Source organism: Butyrivibrio sp. FC2001 (genome assembly GCF_000424125.1).
Lineage (GTDB): Bacteria > Bacillota > Clostridia > Lachnospirales > Lachnospiraceae > Butyrivibrio.
On record NZ_AUJH01000014.1, the window covers coordinates 58442 to 81703 of the forward strand.

Annotated in this window: 24 protein-coding genes; 23 read left to right on the forward strand and 1 reads right to left on the reverse strand. The window is 36.2% G+C overall.

The genetic code is table 11. The features are described 5' to 3' along the window. Positions 1 to 49 precede the first annotated feature (49 nt). From G601_RS0108340 to G601_RS22505, 8 genes are all read left to right on the forward strand, one after another. Complete coding sequence (locus G601_RS0108340; protein ID WP_026491303.1) at positions 50 to 913, forward strand: polysaccharide biosynthesis tyrosine autokinase; 864 nt, start codon at positions 50 to 52, stop codon at positions 911 to 913. A gap of 89 nt (positions 914 to 1002) precedes the next feature. Continuing rightward, positions 1003 to 1467, forward strand: coding sequence for a hypothetical protein (locus tag G601_RS0108345; RefSeq protein WP_196812510.1), 465 nt, complete (start codon positions 1003 to 1005; stop codon positions 1465 to 1467). A gap of 3 nt (positions 1468 to 1470) precedes the next feature. Continuing rightward, the gene (locus G601_RS0108350) at positions 1471 to 2529 is read left to right on the forward strand and encodes an LCP family protein (protein WP_026665059.1); all 1059 of its coding nucleotides are present in this window, start codon (positions 1471 to 1473) and stop codon (positions 2527 to 2529) included. Beyond that, the gene (locus G601_RS24880; protein ID WP_196808849.1) at positions 2504 to 3328 is read left to right on the forward strand and encodes a class B sortase; all 825 of its coding nucleotides are present in this window, start codon (positions 2504 to 2506) and stop codon (positions 3326 to 3328) included. Before G601_RS0108350 ends, G601_RS24880 begins: the two co-directional genes overlap by 26 nt. Positions 3329 to 3499: 171 nt before the next feature. Next, positions 3500 to 4252 (forward strand): hypothetical protein, encoded by a 753-nt coding sequence (locus G601_RS0108360; protein WP_155834492.1) that lies wholly within the window; start codon positions 3500 to 3502, stop codon positions 4250 to 4252. A 144-nt stretch (positions 4253 to 4396) separates the two neighbouring features. Next, the gene (locus tag G601_RS0108365; RefSeq protein ID WP_081673451.1) at positions 4397 to 5101 is read left to right on the forward strand and encodes a sugar transferase; all 705 of its coding nucleotides are present in this window, start codon (positions 4397 to 4399) and stop codon (positions 5099 to 5101) included. 150 nt (positions 5102 to 5251) lie between these two features. Then, a complete protein-coding gene (locus G601_RS0108370; protein ID WP_026665061.1) occupies positions 5252 to 6289 on the forward strand; it encodes an aldo/keto reductase in 1038 nt (345 codons plus the stop codon). 17 nt (positions 6290 to 6306) lie between these two features. Next, the gene (locus G601_RS22505) at positions 6307 to 6960 is read left to right on the forward strand and encodes a hypothetical protein (protein ID WP_242834397.1); all 654 of its coding nucleotides are present in this window, start codon (positions 6307 to 6309) and stop codon (positions 6958 to 6960) included. 50 nt (positions 6961 to 7010) lie between these two features. Here the strand turns inward: G601_RS22505 and G601_RS0108380 are convergent, their stop codons facing one another. Beyond that, a complete protein-coding gene (locus G601_RS0108380; RefSeq protein WP_026665062.1) occupies positions 7011 to 7895 on the reverse strand; it encodes an Rpn family recombination-promoting nuclease/putative transposase in 885 nt (294 codons plus the stop codon). Positions 7896 to 8291: 396 nt separating this feature from the next. Here G601_RS0108380 and G601_RS0108385 point away from each other — a divergent pair, with 396 nt between their 5' ends. The 15 genes from G601_RS0108385 (at position 8292) to G601_RS0108455 (ending at position 23244) form a co-directional block, all read left to right on the forward strand. Continuing rightward, complete coding sequence (locus G601_RS0108385) at positions 8292 to 9080, forward strand: hypothetical protein (RefSeq protein ID WP_026665063.1); 789 nt, start codon at positions 8292 to 8294, stop codon at positions 9078 to 9080. 216 nt (positions 9081 to 9296) lie between these two features. Next, complete coding sequence (locus G601_RS24885) at positions 9297 to 9650, forward strand: hypothetical protein (protein WP_051205683.1); 354 nt, start codon at positions 9297 to 9299, stop codon at positions 9648 to 9650. A gap of 333 nt (positions 9651 to 9983) precedes the next feature. After that, positions 9984 to 10919 carry a radical SAM protein gene (locus tag G601_RS0108395; RefSeq protein WP_026665064.1) on the forward strand — a complete coding sequence of 312 codons (936 nt, stop codon included), beginning with the start codon at positions 9984 to 9986 and terminating at the stop codon, positions 10917 to 10919. Positions 10920 to 10955: 36 nt separating this feature from the next. Further along, positions 10956 to 11960, forward strand: a complete 1005-nt coding sequence (locus G601_RS0108400; protein ID WP_026665065.1) for a glycosyltransferase family 8 protein — start codon at positions 10956 to 10958, stop codon at positions 11958 to 11960. Positions 11961 to 12002: 42 nt separating this feature from the next. After that, a complete protein-coding gene (locus G601_RS0108405; protein ID WP_026665066.1) occupies positions 12003 to 13781 on the forward strand; it encodes a hypothetical protein in 1779 nt (592 codons plus the stop codon). 37 nt (positions 13782 to 13818) lie between these two features. After that, on the forward strand, positions 13819 to 14994 hold the full coding sequence (locus G601_RS0108410; RefSeq protein WP_026665067.1) for an EpsG family protein: 1176 nt from the start codon (positions 13819 to 13821) through the stop codon (positions 14992 to 14994). A gap of 88 nt (positions 14995 to 15082) precedes the next feature. After that, a complete protein-coding gene (locus G601_RS0108415; RefSeq protein WP_026665068.1) occupies positions 15083 to 16243 on the forward strand; it encodes a glycosyltransferase family 4 protein in 1161 nt (386 codons plus the stop codon). 441 nt (positions 16244 to 16684) lie between these two features. Continuing rightward, positions 16685 to 18121, forward strand: coding sequence for a lipopolysaccharide biosynthesis protein (locus tag G601_RS22515; RefSeq protein WP_051205684.1), 1437 nt, complete (start codon positions 16685 to 16687; stop codon positions 18119 to 18121). Then, on the forward strand, positions 18118 to 19182 hold the full coding sequence (locus G601_RS0108425; RefSeq protein ID WP_026665069.1) for a TDP-N-acetylfucosamine:lipid II N-acetylfucosaminyltransferase: 1065 nt from the start codon (positions 18118 to 18120) through the stop codon (positions 19180 to 19182). The genes G601_RS22515 and G601_RS0108425 overlap by 4 nt, the downstream gene beginning before the upstream one ends. 130 nt (positions 19183 to 19312) lie before the next feature. Then, positions 19313 to 19555, forward strand: coding sequence for a hypothetical protein (locus tag G601_RS26625; protein WP_207638033.1), 243 nt, complete (start codon positions 19313 to 19315; stop codon positions 19553 to 19555). A 77-nt stretch (positions 19556 to 19632) separates the two neighbouring features. Continuing rightward, positions 19633 to 20037 (forward strand): DNA-processing protein DprA, encoded by a 405-nt coding sequence (locus G601_RS22520; RefSeq protein ID WP_255346193.1) that lies wholly within the window; start codon positions 19633 to 19635, stop codon positions 20035 to 20037. 36 nt (positions 20038 to 20073) lie between these two features. Further along, positions 20074 to 20643 carry an AAA family ATPase gene (locus tag G601_RS0108440; RefSeq protein WP_026665070.1) on the forward strand — a complete coding sequence of 190 codons (570 nt, stop codon included), beginning with the start codon at positions 20074 to 20076 and terminating at the stop codon, positions 20641 to 20643. A gap of 59 nt (positions 20644 to 20702) precedes the next feature. Further along, the gene (locus G601_RS0108445; protein WP_026665071.1) at positions 20703 to 20927 is read left to right on the forward strand and encodes a hypothetical protein; all 225 of its coding nucleotides are present in this window, start codon (positions 20703 to 20705) and stop codon (positions 20925 to 20927) included. A gap of 109 nt (positions 20928 to 21036) precedes the next feature. Then, positions 21037 to 22053, forward strand: a complete 1017-nt coding sequence (locus G601_RS22525; RefSeq protein WP_051205686.1) for a hypothetical protein — start codon at positions 21037 to 21039, stop codon at positions 22051 to 22053. Positions 22054 to 22242: 189 nt separating this feature from the next. Next, complete coding sequence (locus G601_RS0108455; RefSeq protein WP_026665072.1) at positions 22243 to 23244, forward strand: hypothetical protein; 1002 nt, start codon at positions 22243 to 22245, stop codon at positions 23242 to 23244. The last annotated feature ends 18 nt before the right edge of the window (positions 23245 to 23262 follow it).

Here is a 23262-nt window from a genome sequence, read left to right on the forward strand (position 1 = left end):
TTTTCAAAAGGTTACGTTAGATAGAAAAAATGCGACATGAGGGGAATATATGCAGCAGACTACATTACATTTTAGTGAATCCGAAAATAACTACCAGATAAAGGAAGCCTACAAGACGCTTCGAAGTAACGTCGAGTTCAGTGGACAAGACATGAGGGCAATCTCAATCACCAGTTGTACACCCGGTGAGGGTAAGTCCAGCGTGTCCATGGCACTTGCAAGAGCCTTTGCAGAGGCTGGAAAAAAGACAGTGCTTGTGGACGCTGACATGAGAAAGTCGGTCATGGTAGGACGATATAAGACAGGATCTGTAAGACTTGGGCTTACACACTGTCTGGTTGGTCGTGAAAAATTGTCAAATGTAATTTGTGAGACTGATACTCCAAATCTTTATGTTATCTTTTCAGGACCTATTCCTCCAAACCCCAGTGAGCTTTTGGGTGGACAGATTTTCAGCAAGATCCTGGACAATATGAAAAATGTATTTGATTACATAATCATCGACACACCGCCCCTTGGAAGTGTTATCGATGCCGCTGTTATCGCAAAGCAGTGCGACGGAACAGTTATGGTTATAGAGGACAACGCCATAAGCTACCGTTTTGCACAGAGGGTAAAGAGCCAGCTTGATAAGGCGGGAGCAAAGGTTATTGGTGCCGTTTTAAATAAGGTGGATATGACAGGCGGTGTTTATGGACACTACGGAAAGTATTATGGCAGATACTACGGCAGATATTATGGCAAGTACTACGGAAAGGATGATTCATCTGATAATGGAAGCATGACAGGTGGTAATCCCAAACGAGTTTTCCAACCACAGAAGGCTGCTGAGAGGCCGACTCCAAAGCCTGCATCAACAAAGGGTAATCTGGATGAGCTCGACTATATCGAGGGCGTTGTTAGAAAGGATTGAGTGAGCTTATAGTGAAAAGTAATATTCTGGCATTCTTTTTTACAATAGGTAGCATAGTGATGGCGGTTTTCATAGTCTGGTTTTATAACATGTCAGACAGGATTGAGCCCGAGATGAGATTCTCTGCGTATGATCTCACTTATAATGGGGAGACCAAGGAAGCGGATCTGTTAAACGGCGTAGTTGCCTATGATGCGGTGGATGGAGATATCACCGACCGTATAGTAGTTGAGAAGACTATTCTTAACGAAGAGCAGAGCGCTGCTGTGGTTTACTATGCTGTAAGCGATATGTCCGGTAATGTGACGAAGCAGTCCCGCGTTTTTAATGCGGATGTTGACAGTCTCAGAGGAACATACAATGAGTTTATGACAAATGCTCCGGATTACGAAGCTTTTGATGATGGTGAAGAGGGCTTTAATACTGAAGGCTTTAACACAGAGGGATTTACTCAGACCACTTTGTTTACGGAAGGTGAAAACACAGAAGGTGGTTCTAATTCTGAAGAAGGTAGTAGTGCGAACACTCAGGAGGGTGAATCGACAGGTAACTAATGTATGAGGAATCGTGTTAACAAAATCCTGCTTATATGGTGCATAGTGGTAACACTGATACTTGTCGGCCTTGGAGCTTTTGAAGTTACAAGGGTGGTTGGTAAGTCTGGCCTTTTTGCGAAAAATGCCAAGAGTGCGCCGGTTACCACAAGCACAGAAGTACTGACTCAGGCAGAGAATGCCATGCAGTGGCAGGATGACTGGATTAAGCATGATGGCGTTATATACGACTATAACGAGGACATCATGACGTTTCTGGTCATGGGAATTGATAAAACAGATGAAGAAGTGACTCCGGTGTATGGCGAGATCAATGGCGGACAGGCGGATGCACTTTTTTTGCTTGTTTTTAATCCACACGATAAGACCACGAAGGTTATCGGAATCAACAGAAATACCATGGCTGATGTGGAGATGTATGATGAGTATGGGAATTATGTGAATACCATCAAGGCGCAGATAGCAGTTCAACATGGCTTTGGGGATGGCGTTGAGGGATCATGTGATCTTGAGAAAAGAGCGGTTAGTAATCTTTTCTATCAGCTTCCAATCCATGGATACGCTGCAATAAATATGAGCGCAATACCAACAATAAATGATGAGGTGGGTGGTGTTGATGTGACACCGACCTTTGACTTTGCCAGTGGGGATTACGAGTTTAAGGCAGGAGAAACAGTTCATCTTGATGGTGATGCAGCTTTTGCGTTTTTGCAGAATAGAGATCTGGAACAAATCGGGTCTGCGGATAAAAGACTTGCCAGACAGAAAGTATACCTTACAGCGTTTATCAGGCAGGTAATTGAAACCACAAAGAGTCAGCCTACACTTGCAGTAGATATCTATAAGGCAATCAGTAAGCAGATGGTAACAGATGTATCAGTTGACCAACTTTCATACATAGCGTCAACAGTTGCAGGATATGATTTTAATGAGGACAGCTTAAAGCTCCTTAAGGGGGAGACGAGACTTGGCGAAAAATTTGAGGAATTTTATCCAGACCAGAATGAACTATATGAATTGTTTCTTGATACTTTTTATGAAAAAGTTGATGTGCAGGGGTAAAGGAAACAGATATATGTGTCGATATAAAGAATGGACAGCGTATAAGATGCTGAAAGGCGGGGGAATATTTCTGATTGGTATGACCATGGCGGCAGTTCTTGCGTCATGTGGAAATCAGGCTAAGTCGTCTAATTCCGGAAGCAGTGGAACTTCGGATAAAGAAATTATGCAGAAAATAGAAAATGCGCATGATCTTGTTGAAAGTAATCCTGACATTTTTGGGTGGATTATTATACCTGATACTGGAATAGATTATCCTTTAGCACAGAACCTTGATGGTGATGATACTTATTATGAGACGCATGATATTACCGGAAAAAAGAAAAGCAAAAAAGGCGGGATATATATTAAGTCATTTAACATGAATGATATGTGTGATTTTAACACTGTTATTTACGGGGCTACAACAAAAGATGGCGATATGTTTTCTGAGCTATGGAATTTTGCAGATGAAAATTTCTTTAACAAACATGACACATTGCTGATTGCGATTGAGGATAATATTCTGACTTACGAAGTATGGACTGCATATGCAAGAGATAATACTGATGTTATGCAGCAATATGATTTTACTGAAAAGACAGAGTGCCAGCAGTATCTTTATGACATGAAAAAAGATTGGACTTCTGCAACTAACATTCGTAGTGGATGGGAAGATGGTGTTACACCGGATAATTTCTTAGTGAGCCTTGTTACTGTGGATTCTGAACATCCTGATAAGCAATGGGTTGTGGTGGGCTGTCTTGTTGAAGATCAGAATGGTACGATTAATCGGGAAACGCTACAGTTTGATGAATAAAGCCAGGAAAAATCTGCAATATAGGTATATTAATCGTTATTAAGTGAAAATAAACTCAGTATTCATGCAGATTTTATGAATTTTTAATAGTTTATAGTTCGAATTTTTGATAATATTAATTTAGACTTTCTTATGATATTTGCGTCGTAAGATGCAGAAAGGGGAATTGCTATGAAAAAGATAATGGCTTTATTGTTGGCGGGGGCATTGATGATTTCTACATTGAAAATTTCAGCAGTGGCTGCTGTGAGACCTCCAAGGCCAGATTATATTCCATCAGCCGAAGCAGCTTCTTATTATGCAGGATATTTTGAAGGTGAGGTTGATGCTAAGGATCAGCATATTGCTGATTTAAAGAGGAATGTAACGGAGCTTTCCGGGATGGTTAGAGAACTATACAAAAAACTTGATGAGAAAACTAAAGTAGAAGTTACTGTTAAATATAAAAAAGGCTCAGACAGTAAACCAAAGGTTACGGTTAAAAGCGTTGGATCTTCATCAGGAGGGGGTGGCAATAATACACCGCAGCCAACTTATGTAAATACTGTACTAAATGCTCCAGGGTTGGATAAGGTTTGTCCTGTTGGACAAGGGGGAAAATTAATAATCAATGGAGTTAAGACCAGAGCAACCTTTGTAATGAGTGAAACAACAAGTGGAAAGGTTGCGTCAGCAAAGATTCTTGCTGCTGGTATCGGCGGTACTGTAAAAAATGTGGTCGAGACATATGCACCTGGTGTGCGTTTCAGCAAGGCACAGGTTAACTTCAATGTATATTGCGCAAAGAACGGAGATATATATAAGGTTTACCAAATGGGACCTAATGGTACTTGGCAGGAAGTTCAAGTGGATGAGGTTCGCGAGGGACACGTAATTTGTACAGTTTATAAAGCAGGAACATTTGCTTTTATAAAAATGAATTGATCTTCCAAGGATGATTAAGCAGAGTTATAGGATATAAGTTATAGCTCAAGGAAGGGCAAAAGCTCTGGATGTAAGTTTTGTTACATAAATCCTTTTTCGTAAAAGAGAAAGGTGCCAGCAGTATCGGCGTATGAGGGGAACAATATGAATGATAGCGCACTTATGAGGCAGGAGCAGGACATCTCTGTGGTGTCAGGCAGGAAGATTATTAGCTTAATTTATCAGGAGGTTTATGACCACAAAGCAAATATTTATAAGGGACTCAAGAGAGTCTTCGATGTGGTTGCAAGCAGTCTCGCCTTGATTGCGTTATCGCCCATTTTCCTGATTACGGCGATAGCAATTCTGTTAGAGGATGGTGGTCCGGTTTTCTTTACTCAGGAGAGGGCGGGAAAGGATTTAAAACCCTTTAAGATTTATAAGTTCCGCAGTATGTACAAAAATGCGGAGGCACAGTTTAAACGTATGCAGGCTCAAAATGAGCAGACAGGACATGCGTTCAAGATTAAGGATGATCCCAGAGTAACACGTGTTGGTAAGTTCATTCGTAAGTATTCAATTGATGAGCTTCCCCAGCTTATAAATATCATCAAGGGTGATATGAGTATTGTGGGACCAAGACCGATTCTACTTAGCCAGATGGAAGAGTGTAATGCTTATGAAAAGCAGCGCCTCATCGTAAAGCCCGGACTTACATGCTACTGGCAGGTAGGCGGACGCGCTAATATCAAGTGGGATGAGTGGGTTGAGCTTGATCTTAAGTACATTAAGGATATGAGCGTTACCACAGACATAAAACTTATTTTAAAAACTATTCCGGTTGTATTTGAATCGGAAGGCGCATATTGATAAAATAGTAATAGGCAGACTCCTCCGCAGTTCTTGCGGGGGAGTTTTTTTGATATAATAATCTGTAATGACATTGCATTTATTAAGCCTTCTCCTTGGGGAGAAGGTGTCAGCGAAGCTGACGGATGAGGGGAAAAACAGGAGGTTTCTATGAAAAATATTACATTGGGAAGTACAGGAATAACTGTTCCGCAGAATGGATTTGGAGCACTTCCGATCCAGAGAGTTACGCAGGAAGAGGCTGTTAAATTGCTTCGCAAAGCTTATGATGGTGGCATGCGATTTTTTGATACAGCGAGAGCATATAGTGACAGCGAGGAGAAAGTTGGAGCGGCCTTTGGAGATGGCTATGTAAAACGAGAAGATATCGTTATTGCAACCAAGACGGGTGCCAAGACACCGGAGGAGTTCTGGCAGCATCTTGAAACATCGCTGAAGAACCTGAGAACTGACTATATCGACATTTATCAGTTCCATCTTATGGGACAGTGCTGGAAGCCCGGAGACGGAACCGGTATGTATGAGTGCATGCTTGAAGCAAAGAAGCAGGGCAAGATAAAGCATATCGGAGGAACCGCTCACAAGATTGGAGTTGCAAAGGAATTGGCTGAATCAGGATTGTATGAGACAGTTCAGTATCCTATAAGTTACCTCGCTACTGATCAGGAGATAGAGCTGATTCATATATGTAACAAAAATAATGTGGGTGTTATCTGCATGAAGGGCCTGGCAGGTGGCCTTATAACCAACTCAAAGGCTGCTATGGCATTTGTTAATCAGTTTGAGGGAACTGTGCCGATTTGGGGAATCCAAAGAGAGTCAGAGCTGGATGAGTGGCTTTCATACATGGATAGCACACCTCAGATGGATGATGAGATAAAGGCGTTTATTGATGCTGAGAGAAAAGAGCTCATGGGCGATTTCTGCAGAGGATGTGGATATTGTATGCCTTGCACTGTTGGTATTCAGATAAATCAGTGTAATCGTATGTCACTGATGCTTCGCCGCGCTCCAAGTGATGCATGGCTCTCTGAGTACTGGCAGGGTGAGATGAATAAGATTGAGGAATGTGTAAGATGCGGTGCCTGCCTTAGTAAGTGCCCGTATGAGCTTCAGATTCCGGATCTCCTCAGAAAGAACCTTGAGGATTACAGAGAGGTTCTGGCTGGGAACAGGAAAGTAAAATAAGTAATAAGAGGTGTAAATTGGGAAGTAGTTCACTGGATTTTCTTAACATGATAAAGAACACTAAGGAGGTTGTTAGCGCAGTACCTGATAGTAGAGAAGAGATAGTAGCTGGTAGCAAGCTATTCGCTGTGATAGATACTGAGACCAACTGGAATAACGAAGTAATGTCGCTTGGCGTTGCTATAGCAGATGAGGATAGTCATCAATGTGTAGCTAAGAAATATTACATATTTGAACCGGAGTGTCTGATTGGCGGAATGTTCTCAAATGTGCTCTATAAGGGAAACATAAAAGCTGTTAAGTGCAGAAGAGATGATGCATTAGCTGACCTTAGCAGATATCTGGAAAATATGGGCGTAAGTAAAATCTTCGCATATAATGCAAGGTTTGATCACGGATTATTACCGGAGCTGGATGACTTTGAATGGTTCGATATCATGAGAATCGCAGCTTATAAACAGTATAATCACGCAATTCCGGAGGGCGCTCTGTGTTGCAAAACGGGAAGGCTAAAGAGTAACTATGGAGTAGAGCCTATACTCAGGATGCTTAGCGGAGATACGAGATACTGCGAGACACATAATGCAGTTAACGATGCTGTTGATGAACTCAGGATCGTAGAACTGCTGGGGCATGAGCTTTCAGTTTATGAATGTGGCAGGATTAATTGATGAAAAGCGGCTAATTTTTTAGAGTTAGCCGCTTTTACTATATATGGACGTTAATGTTTGATTCCGTTATCTTCTAAGAGCTTTGTAAGACGCGATATCTCTGCAGAAAGAGAAACTGATTCTGCAGTTAAAGTCTTGTTTTGCGCGGAAAGATTTTCTATTTGCCTTTCCTTTTCTTCAAGTTGTTCTTTTTGGTATTTTTCATGTGCAATAGCATCTTCTCTGGCGCGGCATTGTTCCTGAATAGCAAAATCGGAATTAGAAAGATATATAGACTCAGCTGCGGAGTCCATTGAAGGATTATCCTGTGTAATCATTTTGATTTCCTCCCAAGTTCTAGCCTTGAAAAGCTTAGCCCATTTGTCTATACCAAGGCGCTTATCGTTGTCAGTTGCTATGTTTGTATGATTTAATTCTATCACGTACAGATTGAAATTGTTAGTGTACAGATAGTTGTCTATTGCGTTTCTAACCTGGTATTTTGCAAAGAATTCAGGATGATCTTCAAATAAAGTAAAGTCAAGAAAACTTACGTGATAGACAGGCTTTATTGTATTGTAATCCTTTCCACGGGCAGCATTGTCAAAACGTCTGCAAAGATAGGCAAGAGAGCGATTGGTCCAGTTATCGTAATTGACAACCTGCATCTCAAGATTGATATAAGTGTTACCGTTTAGTAGTACAAGGATATCAAGCTGATACTCTTTATCGCTTATAGCTTTTCCGGGTTCAACGGAGTTCTCTATTTTTACATCTTCAATTACTGATAGTGGAAGGTCAAGCACAGAGCTAATAAGATTAATCAAAGTATTTTTATCTCTCTGTAAAACCATTCGAAACATATAGTCGTTGGTCATATTGTATTTTAGCTCTCCGGTGGCATTCATATATTGGTAATGCATATCGGAGGAGCTTTTTATATTACTAATTGGCATAAAATCTCCTTGTTAAAAACTTTTTCCTCATTATTGCGCGCAAAATAATAACATTGGAAAATACGAATGATTGAAAATCATTTCGGTGCATCAGGAATGATGCCAGAATAAAATAACACAACTAAAATAATAATGCAAGCATCTGATTACAAATTAATGACAATGCATGATTGTGGGCACTGTTACAGATATTTACTGACTTTTTGGGTGCATAGATACCTGATTTAGGTTCTTAAGATTTTCTTAAGGCACTTGCTTTCTATTTTGAAAAGTGATATTTTCGTTATCACGTCATTTCTTGACGTGGCTGCTGTTAGACAAACGGCAGATAATATCCCGGATATTTTTTATTTGTTACGTAACTGAAAAAGAAAAAACAGGAGGATAATTTTGTAAATGAATATTAAAGCAGTCAGAAGGCTAAAAAGAATGGCTGTAGCTATAGCTGTATCGGGGGCAGTTTTTCTGTGGACACCAACACCGGCTGGCACTGTGCATGCAGAAAATTGTGCACATGAAAACTATGAATGGGTCACATTGGTCAAACCGACATGCAGCAAAATGGGCAAAGACGTCAGAGTATGTCAGGATTGCGAAGAGATTCTGGAAACAGAATATATTGAAAAGAAAGAGCATAAGGGAAAGTGGGAACGAACAAAAGAGCCCACATGTGCTTCTGTAGGCATTAAGTCTTATATATGCAAGAACTGTAACGCAGTGATTGAAACAGAAGTAATACCAACAAAGAATCATAAGTTTGTGAGGATTGATACCATAGGTGCAACCTGCAAGGCTCCGAAGGTTATCAAAAAAGAATGTAGTACGTGCGGTCTTAAGACTACTGAGCAATCAGGCAATAAGCTAGATCACAAATATGGAAACTGGTCCATTAAGTCGATTAAAGTAAAAGGCAAAAATGTAAAGGTTACGCAGATTCGTACGTGCACAAGATGCAATGAAAGCAGCCAGATAGTGGCAGGTACATCTGCTGCATTATCAGGGAAGCACGGGAAAAACAATTATTTCTATAAGCTTACTAAGAGAAGTGGAAGGATTACAGTGCTTTGCGCGCAGTGCCACCAATCTGTTACAGGGAAAATATCAGGTGGAGTAATTAAGTTTACAAGACCCAAAAGAGATAATTCAAAACATACGGCAAAAGCATGGAAGGCATTGAAGAAATAATGCTGTTATCGGATATAGGATTATTGATGTTAAGTCAAATTATGTAAAAACATGAAAAGAGGATGAATTCTGTAATAATTGTTGGCACTCTTATAATAAGATTGATAATTTTAATGCTTGATTTTTTGGCTACTATGTCATATGGATTGACATCATTATACGTGATAATATTTTTTATACACTAGCTAGTTTTAATAATAGCCGGGAGGATACAGAATGAATACCGATGAAAAATTTGAAATTATATTAAACAAATTAGATACAATAGATAACAGACTCGATACAATGGATAACAGGCTTGATAGGATGGACAGCAGGCTTGATGCTATGGATGGTAAGATATCTGTTCTGGAAAAGGATATGAGTGATGTCAAAAGGGATGTTACAAGTATAAAACTCCAAATAGAAAATGAAATTGTTCCTAATACACAAAGAGTTGCTGAAGGCCATCAGGATTTACAAAGACACCTTGCGGAAGTGGTTACTTATAGGTCTGAATATGAAACACTTGTGCTTAGAGTGAATCATCTTGAAACAATAGTTGAAAATATTCAGAAGAAGATATGTTGAGTTCTATTTTTGTAGGAATGATATCTTGAGAAGGTCAAATAATGGCTTGTTTTCAATGACAAATGCCTATTTTTAGCGTATAATATCCCTATAGAGCACAAGGCTCTATGGGGATTTTTTCTTATGAGACACACCTGATGAGGCGGGTGTATAAACTTTATGAAAAGAGTTTATATGGGGAGCATGAATAACGATTAATTAGGCAGCAGCGCGTTGTGATGCTTCATGACGTGTATGCTGCTTTTTATATTACTTATACGTAGCTTTTCGTGGGAACAAGTAACCTAACGGTGCTTTTCTGGGGCATTAGATTTAATGATATAGTAGGACGATATGAAAGATATATTTTTAAATACAATATATTTTTTTGCAGAAAAAGGTAAAAAGATTGGGATAAACAGGGAGAAGATAAAGGCATGCTTTTTCCCACTTTATCGTTTCTTTTGCTGGATAGAATATAAGTGGTTTAATAATATCTATTTATATCATGTAGAAATTCCCGTTACCCAGCGATGTACATTAAAATGTAAAGACTGTAGTTTTATGATGCCGTATTTTGAGCATCCTAAGGACTACAAAGTAAATGATCTGCTTACATATATGGACAGGCTTTTTGAGTGTGTTGATACCATTCAGATCTTTAGAATTTTGGGTGGGGAACCGTTTGCCTATAGGGACTTGGATTCGATTATTATCAAGGCACTGAGTTGTCCCAAAGTCAGGACGGTTGATGTTGTGACAAACGGAACGTTAATACCTTCGGAAAAAGTATTAGCTGCAATGAAGAATAACAAGTTAACAGTTCAAATTAGTGATTATGGGGATATTTCCTATAAGAAAAACGAGTTACTAAAAATATGTGAAGAAAATGGGATAAAATGTGTTATTCGAAGTATGGCAGATAAAAACTGGTTCTCGGCGGGAGATTTGCATTTTAGGGGGAAAGTGGCGAAAGAACTTAAGATACAGCTTAAAAAATGTGGTGGTATATGCCGAAGCTTTCAGAATGGGAAACTGTATTTTTGTCCAAGAGCATCATTTGGGGCTCTGTTAGGAATACCTGATCCTAAAAAAGATTTTGTTGATTTTACAAAAAGTGGAGATGTAAAAGAGCTAAGAAGGCAAATATTCGAGTTAAATCAGAGAAAAGCTTTTTTGGCTTGTAATTACTGTGATGAGGGGACTGATAATTACAAACCGATCCCGCCAGCTTTGCAGATAGAAGAACAAACACAAATTACTAACTGGAAAAAGACAATTTCTAAGTAAATGCCATAAATAAAATGGCAAACAAGGGGATCTGATATGACAATAGTATATGTAAGTGATGACAATTATGCACACTTATTGGGAATATCTCTAACATCTCTTTATGAAAACAATAAGCTTGAGCGTACCTTGAACGTTTTCATTATTGATGACGGGATATCTCAAAATAACAAACAGAAAATCGTAAGAACAGCAGCACGTTATGATCGAGAAATAAAATTTTTTGATGTAGATATTTCATTATCGCTAAATAATATGGGAAAGTGGCCAAAGAATATTTTTTATCGCTTATTTTTTCTGTCCATTTTTGGAAATGAATTAAAGGATGATAGAATTTTATATTTGGATTGCGATACGATAGTTGTGGATAGAGTTGGGGAGCTTTGGGATATAGATATGAAAGGAAAAGCTTGTGCTGCAGTGTATGAATGTATGGGTAAGCGGCATAAGAAGAATTGTTGTTTGAAAGATGAATTGCCGTATTTTAACTCTGGAGTTTTACTAATTGACGTTAATAAATGGAAAGAGCAAGAACTTGAAGAAAAAGTTCAGAAAATTCTTTCTTTAAACTCAAAAACAAGAATGGAATATCCCGATGAAGGAATAATTAATTATCTTTTAATAGAAAATATTATGCCATTAAATCCGCGATATAATCTAACTACCATAAAATGCGTGTTTACATTTAAAGAACTGAAAATGTATAGAAAATCAAAGATTATGTACGCGGAAAATGATTATTATGAAGCTAAAGATAGACCATGTATAATTCATTACACGAGTAATTTTTTGGTAAGGAGGCCATGGCAAGAAGGTATGTTTTATGAACATCCACTAGCGCAAAAGTATTTGGAATATGAAGAGAAATCGGAGTGGAAAAGATCCTATATGTCTGAGGAACATTTAGGGTTAGGAAAATTAATACTAAGAAAGCTATTCAGAATTGATGGCATGTTGTGCGCGATTATTGCTGGATTTATTTATTCGTATATAAAACCATTACAATATGATATATTGAGTGTCCCTAAAAATGAGATATAGGTATTATGAGCATATATAATGCCTGCTTTGCGGAGTTACGACATGATTGTCTCAAAAAAAGAAGAATTATATAAGAAAAGTTTGGATGCGAAGTTGGTTTCTTTTGACATATTTGGCACGCTTATAACTAGAGATGTTGTTGATCCTAATGATATTTTCAAAATAGCAGGTGCTGATTTGCATAAAGGAATAGATACAGTTGAGAATAAGACTCATATTGAAAAATTATTCGAAATAGACATGTCGTTGGTTCATCCGAAAAATAATATGATAGATCTCTTAAAAAAAATAAGAACAGATGGCAAAACAGTCATTTTGACATCAGATATGTATTTGAATGAACAAATGATAGGCACTATTTTGGAGTATGTTGGAATTATTGCGAAGAATGATTATGACAGAATATTTGTGTCTAGTGAATACGGATGCACTAAAAAGGATGGTGGATTATTTAAAATAATCAAGGAGCAATATAAAGTTAATTATGGAGATATTTTGCATATTGGTGATGCCTTAAGAAGCGATTACTTGGTTCCAACTAAGTTGGGAATTAGTGCTATTTGGGTAAACGAAAAAAAATGGAGAATTCATTTCCATAGAAGCGTTGAAATTAATACTTTGAGTAGATTTATTTTAAACCATACCATAGGTAAAGGTTATGAGTATTCTTTGGGATATCGGTGTTATGGACCGCTTATGTATGGATTTTGTTTGTGGCTGGCAGAGAGGATAAAAGATTATAAAGGACAAATTTATTTTCTAGCTCGAGAGGGATACGTAATTTATAAAGCATTAGATATTATGGGATTTAAACGTAATAATATGCATTATATGTTGGTTTCGAGAAGAGGAATTACTGGGGCACTTTTGTGGACATGTAATAATGTTGATGAAATGGTGTATAGTTTGAGAATTGAAAAAAGTATTTCTTTAAAAAAAATAGCATCACTTTTGGACATAAGTGATTGTTTAGAAAAGGAAGATAATGGTGAAGAGTTACAAAAGATGATGTTTGCTAGTGCAGATGAAATATTAAGAGAACCAAAAGCTGTAGGCTTTATTTCTAAGTGTTTTCGTCAGATAAAAGATCGTTCATGGATACAGTATGAGTGTATGGAGCAATATTTCAAAACTATCGAATTTGATAAGCCAGATAACTGTACGGTCATTGACATAGGGTGGTCAGGAACGATGCAACATTATTTAAACAAGTATCTTCAAATAAAAAAAAGCAATAAGAAAATAAATGGTTTATACCTAGGAGTTCGTACAAATAAATATATTGGAGATGCTAAGGAGGGATTTCTATTTAATGGAGATAGTGTAAAAAAACAGAAGGAAATTTTTACATTTGTAGGCATGCTTGAATGTATTTTATCTGAGCAACATGGAAGTGTTAAGCGCTATTGGAAAATGGATGAATGTGATGAACCGGAACGATGCTGTTATGAATTTTTAGGTGATGATGCTAAGAAAATAGCTACAATTCAGGATGGTATCTTGAATTTTGTAAAAGATATGAATTTAAGTCCTATTAAACGCATCTTGAAGTTTGACTCGTTCTTATCATCATATAACGTGATTAAATATGGAAATCATCCATCAAAAGAAGATCTAGATTTCTATAGAAATCTTACTATCTGTGATGATTCTTATGGTTTGAATTCGGATTTTGGAATTAAGGAATGGACTATAGAGAACATTGGAAATAAATTGACAAATAGTATTTGGAAAATTGCCTATTTAAAATGTACATTTGGGAGGCTTTTTCCAGCTAAAGGACTTTATGATTTTCTATATTGGATTAGGCGTGATAGATGACAAAAAATGTATGTTTTAGATTAGGGGACATGTGCATATGAATGTGTATACTCATGTGTTGGTGATTATTGTATTACTAAGTTTTTTTGAAGTTCGAATTATTAATAATGAAAACAAAGTTCTTCTGAATATCAGCAGAGCAGTTTTGCCATGTGCTTTTTTGTGTTGTATGGCGGGAGTTAGATCTTTAAATGTTGGAAAGGATACATATCCCTATTCTCGTTTTTTTTTAGGTATGACATGGGAAAAAGTTCATGTGTTTGATCATAATTATTATTGGGCATATAATTTATGGGATTATGTATTAAGATATTTTACTGATAATGTATTTATTTTCAATATTTGTTGTGCAATTTTTATTTATATTGCACTTTATAACTTTATTCAGAATTATTCATGTGATGCAAGGGTATCGCTTTTTTTATTTATATCAATGGGGGTCTTTTTTACCTCAATGAATCAAGTCAGGCAGACAATGGCAACTGCATTGTTATTGTTTGGGTTCAAATATGCTGTTGAAAAAAATATATTTAAATCAATGCTGATTTGTTTTCTTGCTATTTTTGTACATAATGTCGCGGTTGTTATGATTCCAGTATATGCATTACTATGTTTAATTCCTCGTGTCAGTACAAAAACGGTTATGCTATTTTCACAGTTCTCTTTGGCGATAATACTACTATATAACAGGTTAATTAGTCTTTTTGTCAGCATTTTTCCAAAATATAAGAGCTACCTTAAATATGCAAGATTATTTGTAGAAAAGCGGAGCATATATAGATATGGTGATTTTTTATTAGCATTGTTTGTTCAGATAGTATTTGTGTGGGGGATATATAGAAGTAGAGCGAAAGAAGTTGCTATAAGTGAAAAAAATCATATAGAAGGAAATGCTGAGGGGAATAAAACTATAAAAGGTAATGACAAAGAATTTGGGAATATTCTTGCATGTATGAATGCATTATATTTATGCATGACATATTTGATATTGAATGGAGATATTTTTAATAGACTAAAATCAACATTTGTTTATTGGGTTTTACTAACAATTCCATACATTATAAAAAAATTTTTTAACGATAATAGATTATTAAAAATTATTGTATGCTTAGCTTCGATAGCATATATGTGGAGACTAGGTGTTCATGATGGAGATGGTATTATTCCATATAGCGTTTTCTTTGATTGGAAACGGATTACTTTTTTTAGCTAGTATGTTTTGGTGGTATTGAATATATTAAACCAAGGTGTATTACTGGTTATGAATTGCTAATAAAGAGTCAATAAATCGTGGTGGGGACATGAATATTCTGTATATTTCTGATGCGGACAATAAATATGGTGCGTCAAAGTCAATGCTATATACAATAAAGGGATTAAAACAACAATATGGCAATGATATAAAAATTTTTTTGTTGATACCATATCGATTACGTAATAACCGAAAAATGTATGAAGAATATTGCGAAGTGGTAATATGCAAAGTCTTTGGGCAATACTTCCAAAATAGACCATATAATAAATGGATATTTCCGATAAAACTTATTATAAAATTCTTGGAATATATCTTGGGCATAATCAACTTATCGTTGTTTCTAGATAAGGAAATTAGTTTCGAAGAAATTGATATAATACATAGTAATTCATCACGAGATGATACAGGAATTCGATTAGCAAGAAAGTATAATAAGCCATTGGTATGGCATATAAGAGAATATGGAGATAAAGATTTTAATTGCTTTTGTTTTAGAAATGATTACATAGATCTAATGAATGACAATAGAGCGACACTTGTCGCAGTATCAGAGGCTGTTCGTAAACACTGGATAAATAAAGGGATTAGTCCAAATAAGATTATTACAATTTATAATGGAATTGAGTTGACGGAATGTAAGGATTATGCCAATTTAGATAATTCAAAAATTAGAATATTGATGCTAGGGGGGATAAGCGATGCGAAATGCCAAAAACATCTTATAGAAGCAATTGCATTACTTGATGATTCAGCTAGAAAGCATATATCTATTGATATAATTGGAGATGGAAACAAGAAATATTTTACCGAGATAAAAAATCTTGTTAAGGTATATGGATTAAATTCTATTATTTCCTTTAAGGGGTACATTCCTAATCCAGAAAGATATATAAAACAGTATGATGTCGGAGTGATTTGTTCTAAATCAGAAGCTTTTGGAAGAGTAACAGTTGAATATATGATGAATGGATTATTAGTTATAGCTCCTGATAGCGGGGCAAATCAAGAGATTATTCAAGATGGAGTTGAAGGATTTATTTATAAGTGGGGAGATTATTCTGAGCTTGCATTGTGTATTGATAGAGCGATATCGGATAAAAATATATTATCAAGATATGGAAAGAATGCACATCATCGAGCAATGACCGAATTCTCATTAAAAAAATATATAGAAAAAATTTATAGCCTATATATGGAATTAGTTTAGTTTTGGCTTTTTATTATTGGCAATCAAATGATAATACAATGGTTTATTCAAAATACTGCATAGCGAAATGGTGCAGAAGGATTGTTTGCTCGTTTTTATTAAGTTCATCAACAGGGTCATTGAATTTTGTGATCGCATTATTGGGGTAATGGTTATTACATTTGGAGATTAACATTTTAGAATTTATGAAATATAAAGAAGAAATGTGCAATATATTACTGAGCATTCACAAAATCAAACTACCTCTTAAAACTTATATTTTTAGTGCATGATAAAAGGCATTAGTAGAAATATATATGTACTGAAAGTAAGTGATGATTCGCGGCTTTTGAATGATCAATAGTTAGTATCAGCAGTAATGCTACTGGTTTGGTATTCTGGAATTAAAGCAGAAATGATAGATAAATCCGCTTTTCTGGTATGTAGAGGAAAGAATTAATTATGATGTCTGATTTAAAATCTATGCTCAAACATTTCTTGGCAATTTCCATAGGGACTATTTTTAATATGATAATAGGGGTTGTTTCTGTGCCCATTATTACTAGATTAGTTGATACCGGTACTTATGGATCGCTATCTTTATTTAATTTGTATTCGGATATTTTGGTTATGGTGCTATGTTTAGGCCTTGATCAGGCTTATGTAAGGTTTTATTATGCGAAGGAAGGTGTTGGTTACAAAGCGTGTTTGTTAAAATATTGTTATAGCTTGTCTATTTTCGTTGCACTTATTGTATCAGCAATTTTTGTTTTTATTGTTTTTGTTTTGGGAATTACTATTGGCTTTTCTTTTTTTTTCATACTTTCCCTAGCTATATATGTTTTAATTGGACTCACTAGCAGATTTAGTTTTTTAACATTAAGATTAGAATATGATTCAAAAACATACTCGTTATTGAATGTGATACATAGATTTTTGTTTGCATTACTGGCAGTTGCCATATTATCACTAAGAACGAGGGAAAAGTTTGAAACATTGGTTTTATGCACTATTATATCTTTGCTTATACCAATGATTATTAGTATTTACTTAAAAAGAAATATTTGGATGTGTAAGAAAAATGATCAGGTAATAATTGGAAAAGAAGTATTGGCATATGGATTGCCATTTATTTTTTCAATTGGAATTGTAACCTTATTTAATGGAATAGATCGACTTACATTAAATGCATTTAGTGGAACCAAAGAGGTTGGAGTTTATGCGAGCGCTCAAGAATTATTGAAGGTTTTTGCTATTATACAAACTAGCTTCAATATAATATGGAAGCCATATGCTATGGAGCGTCACGAGAAGAAGCCTAAAGATAAAGATCATTATGCACAGATATTTGATTTTGCCTGTGCCTTGATGTTTCTCTTTGGGATTACTATTATTTTGGGCAAGGATTTTTTTGCATTGATTCTAGGAGAAAAATATAGAGAAGCAGCTTTCGTTATTCCTTGTTTATGCTTTTACCCGATGATGTATACGATTTCGGAGATTTCTTCGGTAGGAATAGATTTTTCAAAAAAAAGTTCAAATCATATATGGGTTGCAGCGATTTCTTGCATAGTGAATATAGTTGGAAACGCTGCTCTCGTTCCAATTTTAGGGGGGAAGGGGGCAGCAATTTCTACTGGGGTATCATATATTGTGTTTTTTTCTTTGAGAACATTTTTTTCTGTAAAGGCCTACGGGATGATATTTCGTTTACATAAAGTAACAATAGTCATTTTCCTTTCGTTTATGTATGCATTGTATAGCACATTTAATACGGTAAATATTTTTGGATTATTGGCGTATTGTCTGAATGTTTGTGTGATTCTGATTCTATATTGGAAACAGATAAGTCTTGCTTATTTACATGTTTTAGCGTTTATTGGGAGGGGGAAGTCGTGATAGTTCATATTTTTGTGTATGATAAATTTCATATTAGTTATATAAAAAAAATAAATAGTCTATTTGATAATCATACTTTTTTTGTTTACGATCCTCATAAAAAGAAGACAGGAGCAGAAAATGCTATAAAAAATGCATGTTATAGTTCTGATTTCAAATCAACTAAGAAATGGATATATAGTTTGGAGACAGCAATAGATCAAGCAGAGAGAGTTATATTTCATTCGATATTTAGCACAAGAATCCTGCTAAGTGCAGTAAAAAAAATACATGATAATAGTCAAAAATACTTCTGGGTTATCTGGGGCGGGGATTTATATAACGCTTATTGGAACAGAAATAATAGTCTGCCTATGATTTGTCGTGAATTTATACGAAGATATTTTATTAAAAGGATTGATTCTGTGGGTATAGTTAAAGGCGATTACAGATTTTTAAAAAAACACTATAAGACCAATGCGACATTCTATCTTGCTTCTTACACGTATGATTTACTTCCTTATAGTGAAAAAAAAAATCAAAATGAAATGACATCTATTTTATTAGCCAACTGCGCAAGTAATACATGTAGATATGAAGATATAATTATACGTCTTTCAAGGTTGAATACTAAGAACTATATTGTTTACTGCATTTTGTCATATCCAAATAACCAGGAATACATAGAAAAGATATGCAAAATGGGAAGAAAAATGCTTGAAGATAGGTTTATACCTGTTACAGAATTTATGGACTATAATGATTATATGAGATTTTTGGAAAAAATAGATATAGCAGTTTTTAATCATGATAGGCAGCAAGCATTAGGGAATATAGCTAGTCTTATATATTTGGGTAAAACAGTATTTATTAACCATGATAATTGTTGCGGTGAATTTTTTGAAGATATGGGAGCTGTTATCTTCCCTGTCGAAGAGCTATCTGAGAAGTGGATAAGCAAACCTTGCATGACAAAGGAAATTCGTAATTCAAATAAACAATGTATAGAAAATTTTTTTAGTGATGAAGAGTTCAAAAAAAGATGGGAGAGAATTTTTTATAAGAAAAAAGAAAATGTGTGATAATGTGAACTTCCGCGGTAATTAACAGTGATCTTCCATAGGATTTTCGACTAAAAGGAATTCCGCCTCGAAAAATGCACTTTGAAAATCGAAAAACTCGGTAACATGTGCATTTAAGCCCCGGTTTTTGTTGCTGGAAACAACTTCCTGTGGGAAATTATATTTAGTTGGAATTCTGACTAAAACTACAGGAGAAAAATACAAGTATCTGGATGCTTATGTGAAAGTGCCTGAGATAAAGGGCAAGATAACTTTCAGAAAAAATGGTAACACACCATATGTCGAGTTTGAGTATGACGGAATCTATAGCATGGAGAAGCAATATATGGATGTCAGGAGGAAAAATATTATCGAAGGGACATTTCCGTTGTAAATTTATGCAAGAAAGTTGCAATTGTAGGAAGTGCTCTGATACGGCACTTTCTTTTTCGAAAGTAGCAGGGAAAATGCATAGTTGTCATGCCCGGAGGACTTGATGAGATATATCCTAAGAGTAATGAGAGGCTTGCTGAATGGATCATTGAATGTGGTGGATGTTTGATTAGTGAGTATGAGCCTGGGATAAAACCTCAGAAGTATACTTTTGCAAAGCGTGACAGATTGCAAAGCGCTTTAAGTCAGGCTGTATTAGTTATTGAGGTTGAGTTAGAAAGCGGAACCATGCATACTGTTGATGCTGCATTAAGACAGGAACGTCGAATGGCTGTTTATGCTAATGAAATTGCATTTAGAACAGGGAATAAATTTGCTAAAGAAAAAGGTGCAGACTCTATTTTTGACGAACAATCGTTGAGGGAATTTTATATGAATTTAGAAAATGAGATAGTTTATGAGCAGATGACATTGAACCTATAAAATGTGCAACATTTTTTTTAGGAGGTGAAACTCTCTATGAAACTAACCACTGATCAGCAACGAGCTCTAAAAGTCATGCGTTCCGGCGTTAACGTTTTTCTATCTGGCGCATCTGGTACCGGAAAATCTTTTCTAATAAAACAATTCATGGAAGAAAATAAGAATAAGAACATTATCATCTGTGCGCCTAAAGGGATGGCGGCAGCAGGTGCAGGTGATGATACGCTGCACAGCGTGTTTGCGATTCCTAAGGGGATACTTAAGGTTGGTGACTATAACTCTAAGCCTGAGAAGGCCGTTATGGATGCTGACATCGTTATCATTGATGATATCAGTATGTGCAGGATTGACGTGTTTGAGTATGTGGTTAGGACACTTCTGAATATCAGGAAAAATCTGAAGCTTGAAGGTGACATGGATCACTATGAAAAGCAGATAATTTTGAGTGGGGATTTTTACAGAATGCCACCTGTGATAAATCGCGAGGACAAGCATGATTTCCTGGCTAACTGGGGATTTAAGAGAGGCGAGGATCGCTTCGCGTTTAATTCATCTTTGTGGGATGAGTTATCAAAGGTTAACATAATTTTGGGAGAACAGGTATAGCTCAAAGTACGATAGCGGATTGGAAAAGGAGGAAGACTAATCCGGCTGCTGATAAAATAATGCTGATTTGTGATGTGCTTAATATTTCACCATATGAATTATTGCAGGATTCCAAGAGGCTGAATGGTGGTTATGGATGGCTGCTTACCACTGTTCCAACAGGAGAAGCGCATTGGGTTGTTATTAAAACGGATAAAGATAACTTAGAGATTATCGAGATAATTATGAGGAAGAAAGCGGAGGATCATATTGAAACTTGTTTATGGGGAAGCGAGGAAGCGTAATTCAGAGAAGAGGTAACAAGCTCAAAGTTGCACTCTCGTAAAATAAATGCTAATCTATCAAAGCAATTCCTTTTTGAATGCCCGAAGAAGCACGTCAGAAAGGAGAAATATGCTATATAACAATTTTATCAATGACAAAGATTTAGAATTGGATCAGAGTCAGACAAACAGTGGAAGTACGCCATATGATGACGTCTTCCGTACCCTTGTAGTTGAGCACAAGGGGCTTCTTCTCAAACTGCTAAATGAGATGTTTGCAGATACTCATTATGTAGGTGATGAAGAAGTGAATTCACTCAACAATACTTATTTTGCAAACCGGAGTGATGGTAATCAAGACAAGATGATAACGGATTCTGCTGTGGAGATTATTGATCATAACGGTTACAGAAAGCTTTTTCATCTTGAGTGTCAGAGTGACAGCAAGGGGACTATGGTCCTTAGGATGTTTGAGTATGATGTGCAGATTGCAATAAAGGATGATAGTACCGTTGATGGGGCTAGTCTGATTGTTAACCTTCCTGCATCCGGCGTGCTTTATCTTAGGAGTAATTCTAATACATCGGATTATATGGATATTACTGTTAATGTTCCGAGCGGAGAATCTGCGAAGTACCAGGTGCCCATAATGAAACTTAAGGATTATTCTTGCAATGATATTATTGATAAGGAACTATATTTCCTTATTCCGTTTTATCTGTTTAACTTCGAAGATGACTTTGATAAAATAGAGTCACAGGATGAAACTTTCCTTAAAAATTTTAGAAAGCGTTACCGGGAGATTTATGATAAGCTTCGTGAAAAGCTAGAAAGCGGACAGATTGATGTTTTGACTCATCATTCTATTATAATGTTGTCAAAGAAAGTAATTGCTGCACTAACGGCGCAGCGGAAAATCGTAAAAGAGGAGGCCGAGAGAATTATGGGTGGACAGGTACTTGATTACGAGACGAAGGAACTGATTCGTACAGGAATAGAACAGGGAATAGAACAGGGAATAGAACAAGGAATGTCTAAGCAAAGTGCTGATGATATTCAAAAATTGAAGGCTTTCTTTCTGAAAACTAATCCTGGAATGACTGACCAAGAGGCTTTGGAAGAAGCAGAAAAAGTATTAAATAACTAAATCATTTTTCTTAAATGAGTTGCAGCCGGCAGTTTTGCCGGCTCTTTTAATAGGCGGCCAAAGGGATAGAATCAATTCTTTATTATGGGTAGCCCTTTTTTCTCATTACGGAAACATGTAATATAGTAATGTGCTCAACGAGATTTTGAGCACATTAGGGGGAACAATAATAAAGGAGAGACAGAGAGTATGAAAAAAGGATTAGTAGTTTTGCTATGCTTGACCATGGGGATTTCACTTTTTACTGTGGGGTGCGGAAAGGAAAAAGAAGTTATAGTTCCAGAGGAAATTGTAGAGGAATCTTCTGTCGTGTTAGAAGAAGAGAGTGAAGATGAAAAAGATGTAGATGAAAATGGTGTAGATGGAAAAAGTGAAGCTGAAGGTGATTCCGAAACTGATTCTGCAGTAGATATGGATGAGCTACAAAAGAATCTTGAAGCTGCAAAGGCTGAAGGTGACGCATATATTCAGGAGCTTGATACTAAGATTGAAGAGACTCTTTCCGGTTGCAATTTAAGTATTGATAATAAGGACTCATTTGATGAGACTGTAGCTAAGGAAATGCAGGTAGACGCAATCAATGGAATTTCTGTCGCCAAGATGGATGCAGGATTTGATAAGGATGTTCACTGGACATTACACCTTCATGAATCAAGTGTGAAAAATGATTTTCCTTCATATGATGAGCAGGATACTGTTTTCAAAATGACCGTTGCGGAGAATGAGAGCATTCAAATTAAAATCAGTTACACGATAAATGATGGATATGGCTTCAGCATAAATGTTTATAATCCGGAAAAAGATTATGTTGCATGGGTTAATATAACTGATAATACGGCGATGGTATCCGCGGAAGGTAACGTAGGTGATTTTAAGGATTTTTATAGTGACATAGACATAGGCGGCGGTGAAGCAGATGCAGTTGCAGATTATGACAATGTTCCGATAGATAACAGTATTCATAATTATGTTGGCTGCTTTATCTCTTCTATTGAGGGCTCCACTAACATGATTATTAAGGACAAGGATGGTAATAATGTTGCTCTTGTTACCTGTGAAGATAATTATAATGATTTTCATGATATACCAATTGTTGATTGGGAGGAGCTTTCAAAATGTGCCTCATGTGCTGATGGATTGAATTTCCAGGTCGGCTATGATGAGAATGGAAAGGTGATCTGTATAGGATAAAAGTGAATAGTTAATTGT

Coding starts and splice junctions, on each gene's coding strand:
- G601_RS0108340 (WP_026491303.1), top strand. CDS start 50: ATGCAGCAGACTACATTACATTTTAGTGAATCCGAAAATAACTACCAG.
- G601_RS0108345 (WP_196812510.1), top strand. CDS start 1,003: ATGTCAGACAGGATTGAGCCCGAGATGAGATTCTCTGCGTATGATCTC.
- G601_RS0108350 (WP_026665059.1), top strand. CDS start 1,471: ATGAGGAATCGTGTTAACAAAATCCTGCTTATATGGTGCATAGTGGTA.
- G601_RS24880 (WP_196808849.1), top strand. CDS start 2,504: ATGAAAAAGTTGATGTGCAGGGGTAAAGGAAACAGATATATGTGTCGA.
- G601_RS0108360 (WP_155834492.1), top strand. CDS start 3,500: ATGAAAAAGATAATGGCTTTATTGTTGGCGGGGGCATTGATGATTTCT.
- G601_RS0108365 (WP_081673451.1), top strand. CDS start 4,397: ATGAATGATAGCGCACTTATGAGGCAGGAGCAGGACATCTCTGTGGTG.
- G601_RS0108370 (WP_026665061.1), top strand. CDS start 5,252: ATGAAAAATATTACATTGGGAAGTACAGGAATAACTGTTCCGCAGAAT.
- G601_RS0108380 (WP_026665062.1), bottom strand. CDS start 7,895: ATGCCAATTAGTAATATAAAAAGCTCCTCCGATATGCATTACCAATAT.
- G601_RS0108385 (WP_026665063.1), top strand. CDS start 8,292: ATGAATATTAAAGCAGTCAGAAGGCTAAAAAGAATGGCTGTAGCTATA.
- G601_RS24885 (WP_051205683.1), top strand. CDS start 9,297: ATGAATACCGATGAAAAATTTGAAATTATATTAAACAAATTAGATACA.
- G601_RS0108395 (WP_026665064.1), top strand. CDS start 9,984: ATGAAAGATATATTTTTAAATACAATATATTTTTTTGCAGAAAAAGGT.
- G601_RS0108400 (WP_026665065.1), top strand. CDS start 10,956: ATGACAATAGTATATGTAAGTGATGACAATTATGCACACTTATTGGGA.
- G601_RS0108405 (WP_026665066.1), top strand. CDS start 12,003: ATGATTGTCTCAAAAAAAGAAGAATTATATAAGAAAAGTTTGGATGCG.
- G601_RS0108410 (WP_026665067.1), top strand. CDS start 13,819: ATGAATGTGTATACTCATGTGTTGGTGATTATTGTATTACTAAGTTTT.
- G601_RS0108415 (WP_026665068.1), top strand. CDS start 15,083: ATGAATATTCTGTATATTTCTGATGCGGACAATAAATATGGTGCGTCA.
- G601_RS22515 (WP_051205684.1), top strand. CDS start 16,685: ATGATGTCTGATTTAAAATCTATGCTCAAACATTTCTTGGCAATTTCC.
- G601_RS0108440 (WP_026665070.1), top strand. CDS start 20,074: ATGAAACTAACCACTGATCAGCAACGAGCTCTAAAAGTCATGCGTTCC.
- G601_RS0108445 (WP_026665071.1), top strand. CDS start 20,703: ATGCTGATTTGTGATGTGCTTAATATTTCACCATATGAATTATTGCAG.
- G601_RS22525 (WP_051205686.1), top strand. CDS start 21,037: ATGCTATATAACAATTTTATCAATGACAAAGATTTAGAATTGGATCAG.
- G601_RS0108455 (WP_026665072.1), top strand. CDS start 22,243: ATGAAAAAAGGATTAGTAGTTTTGCTATGCTTGACCATGGGGATTTCA.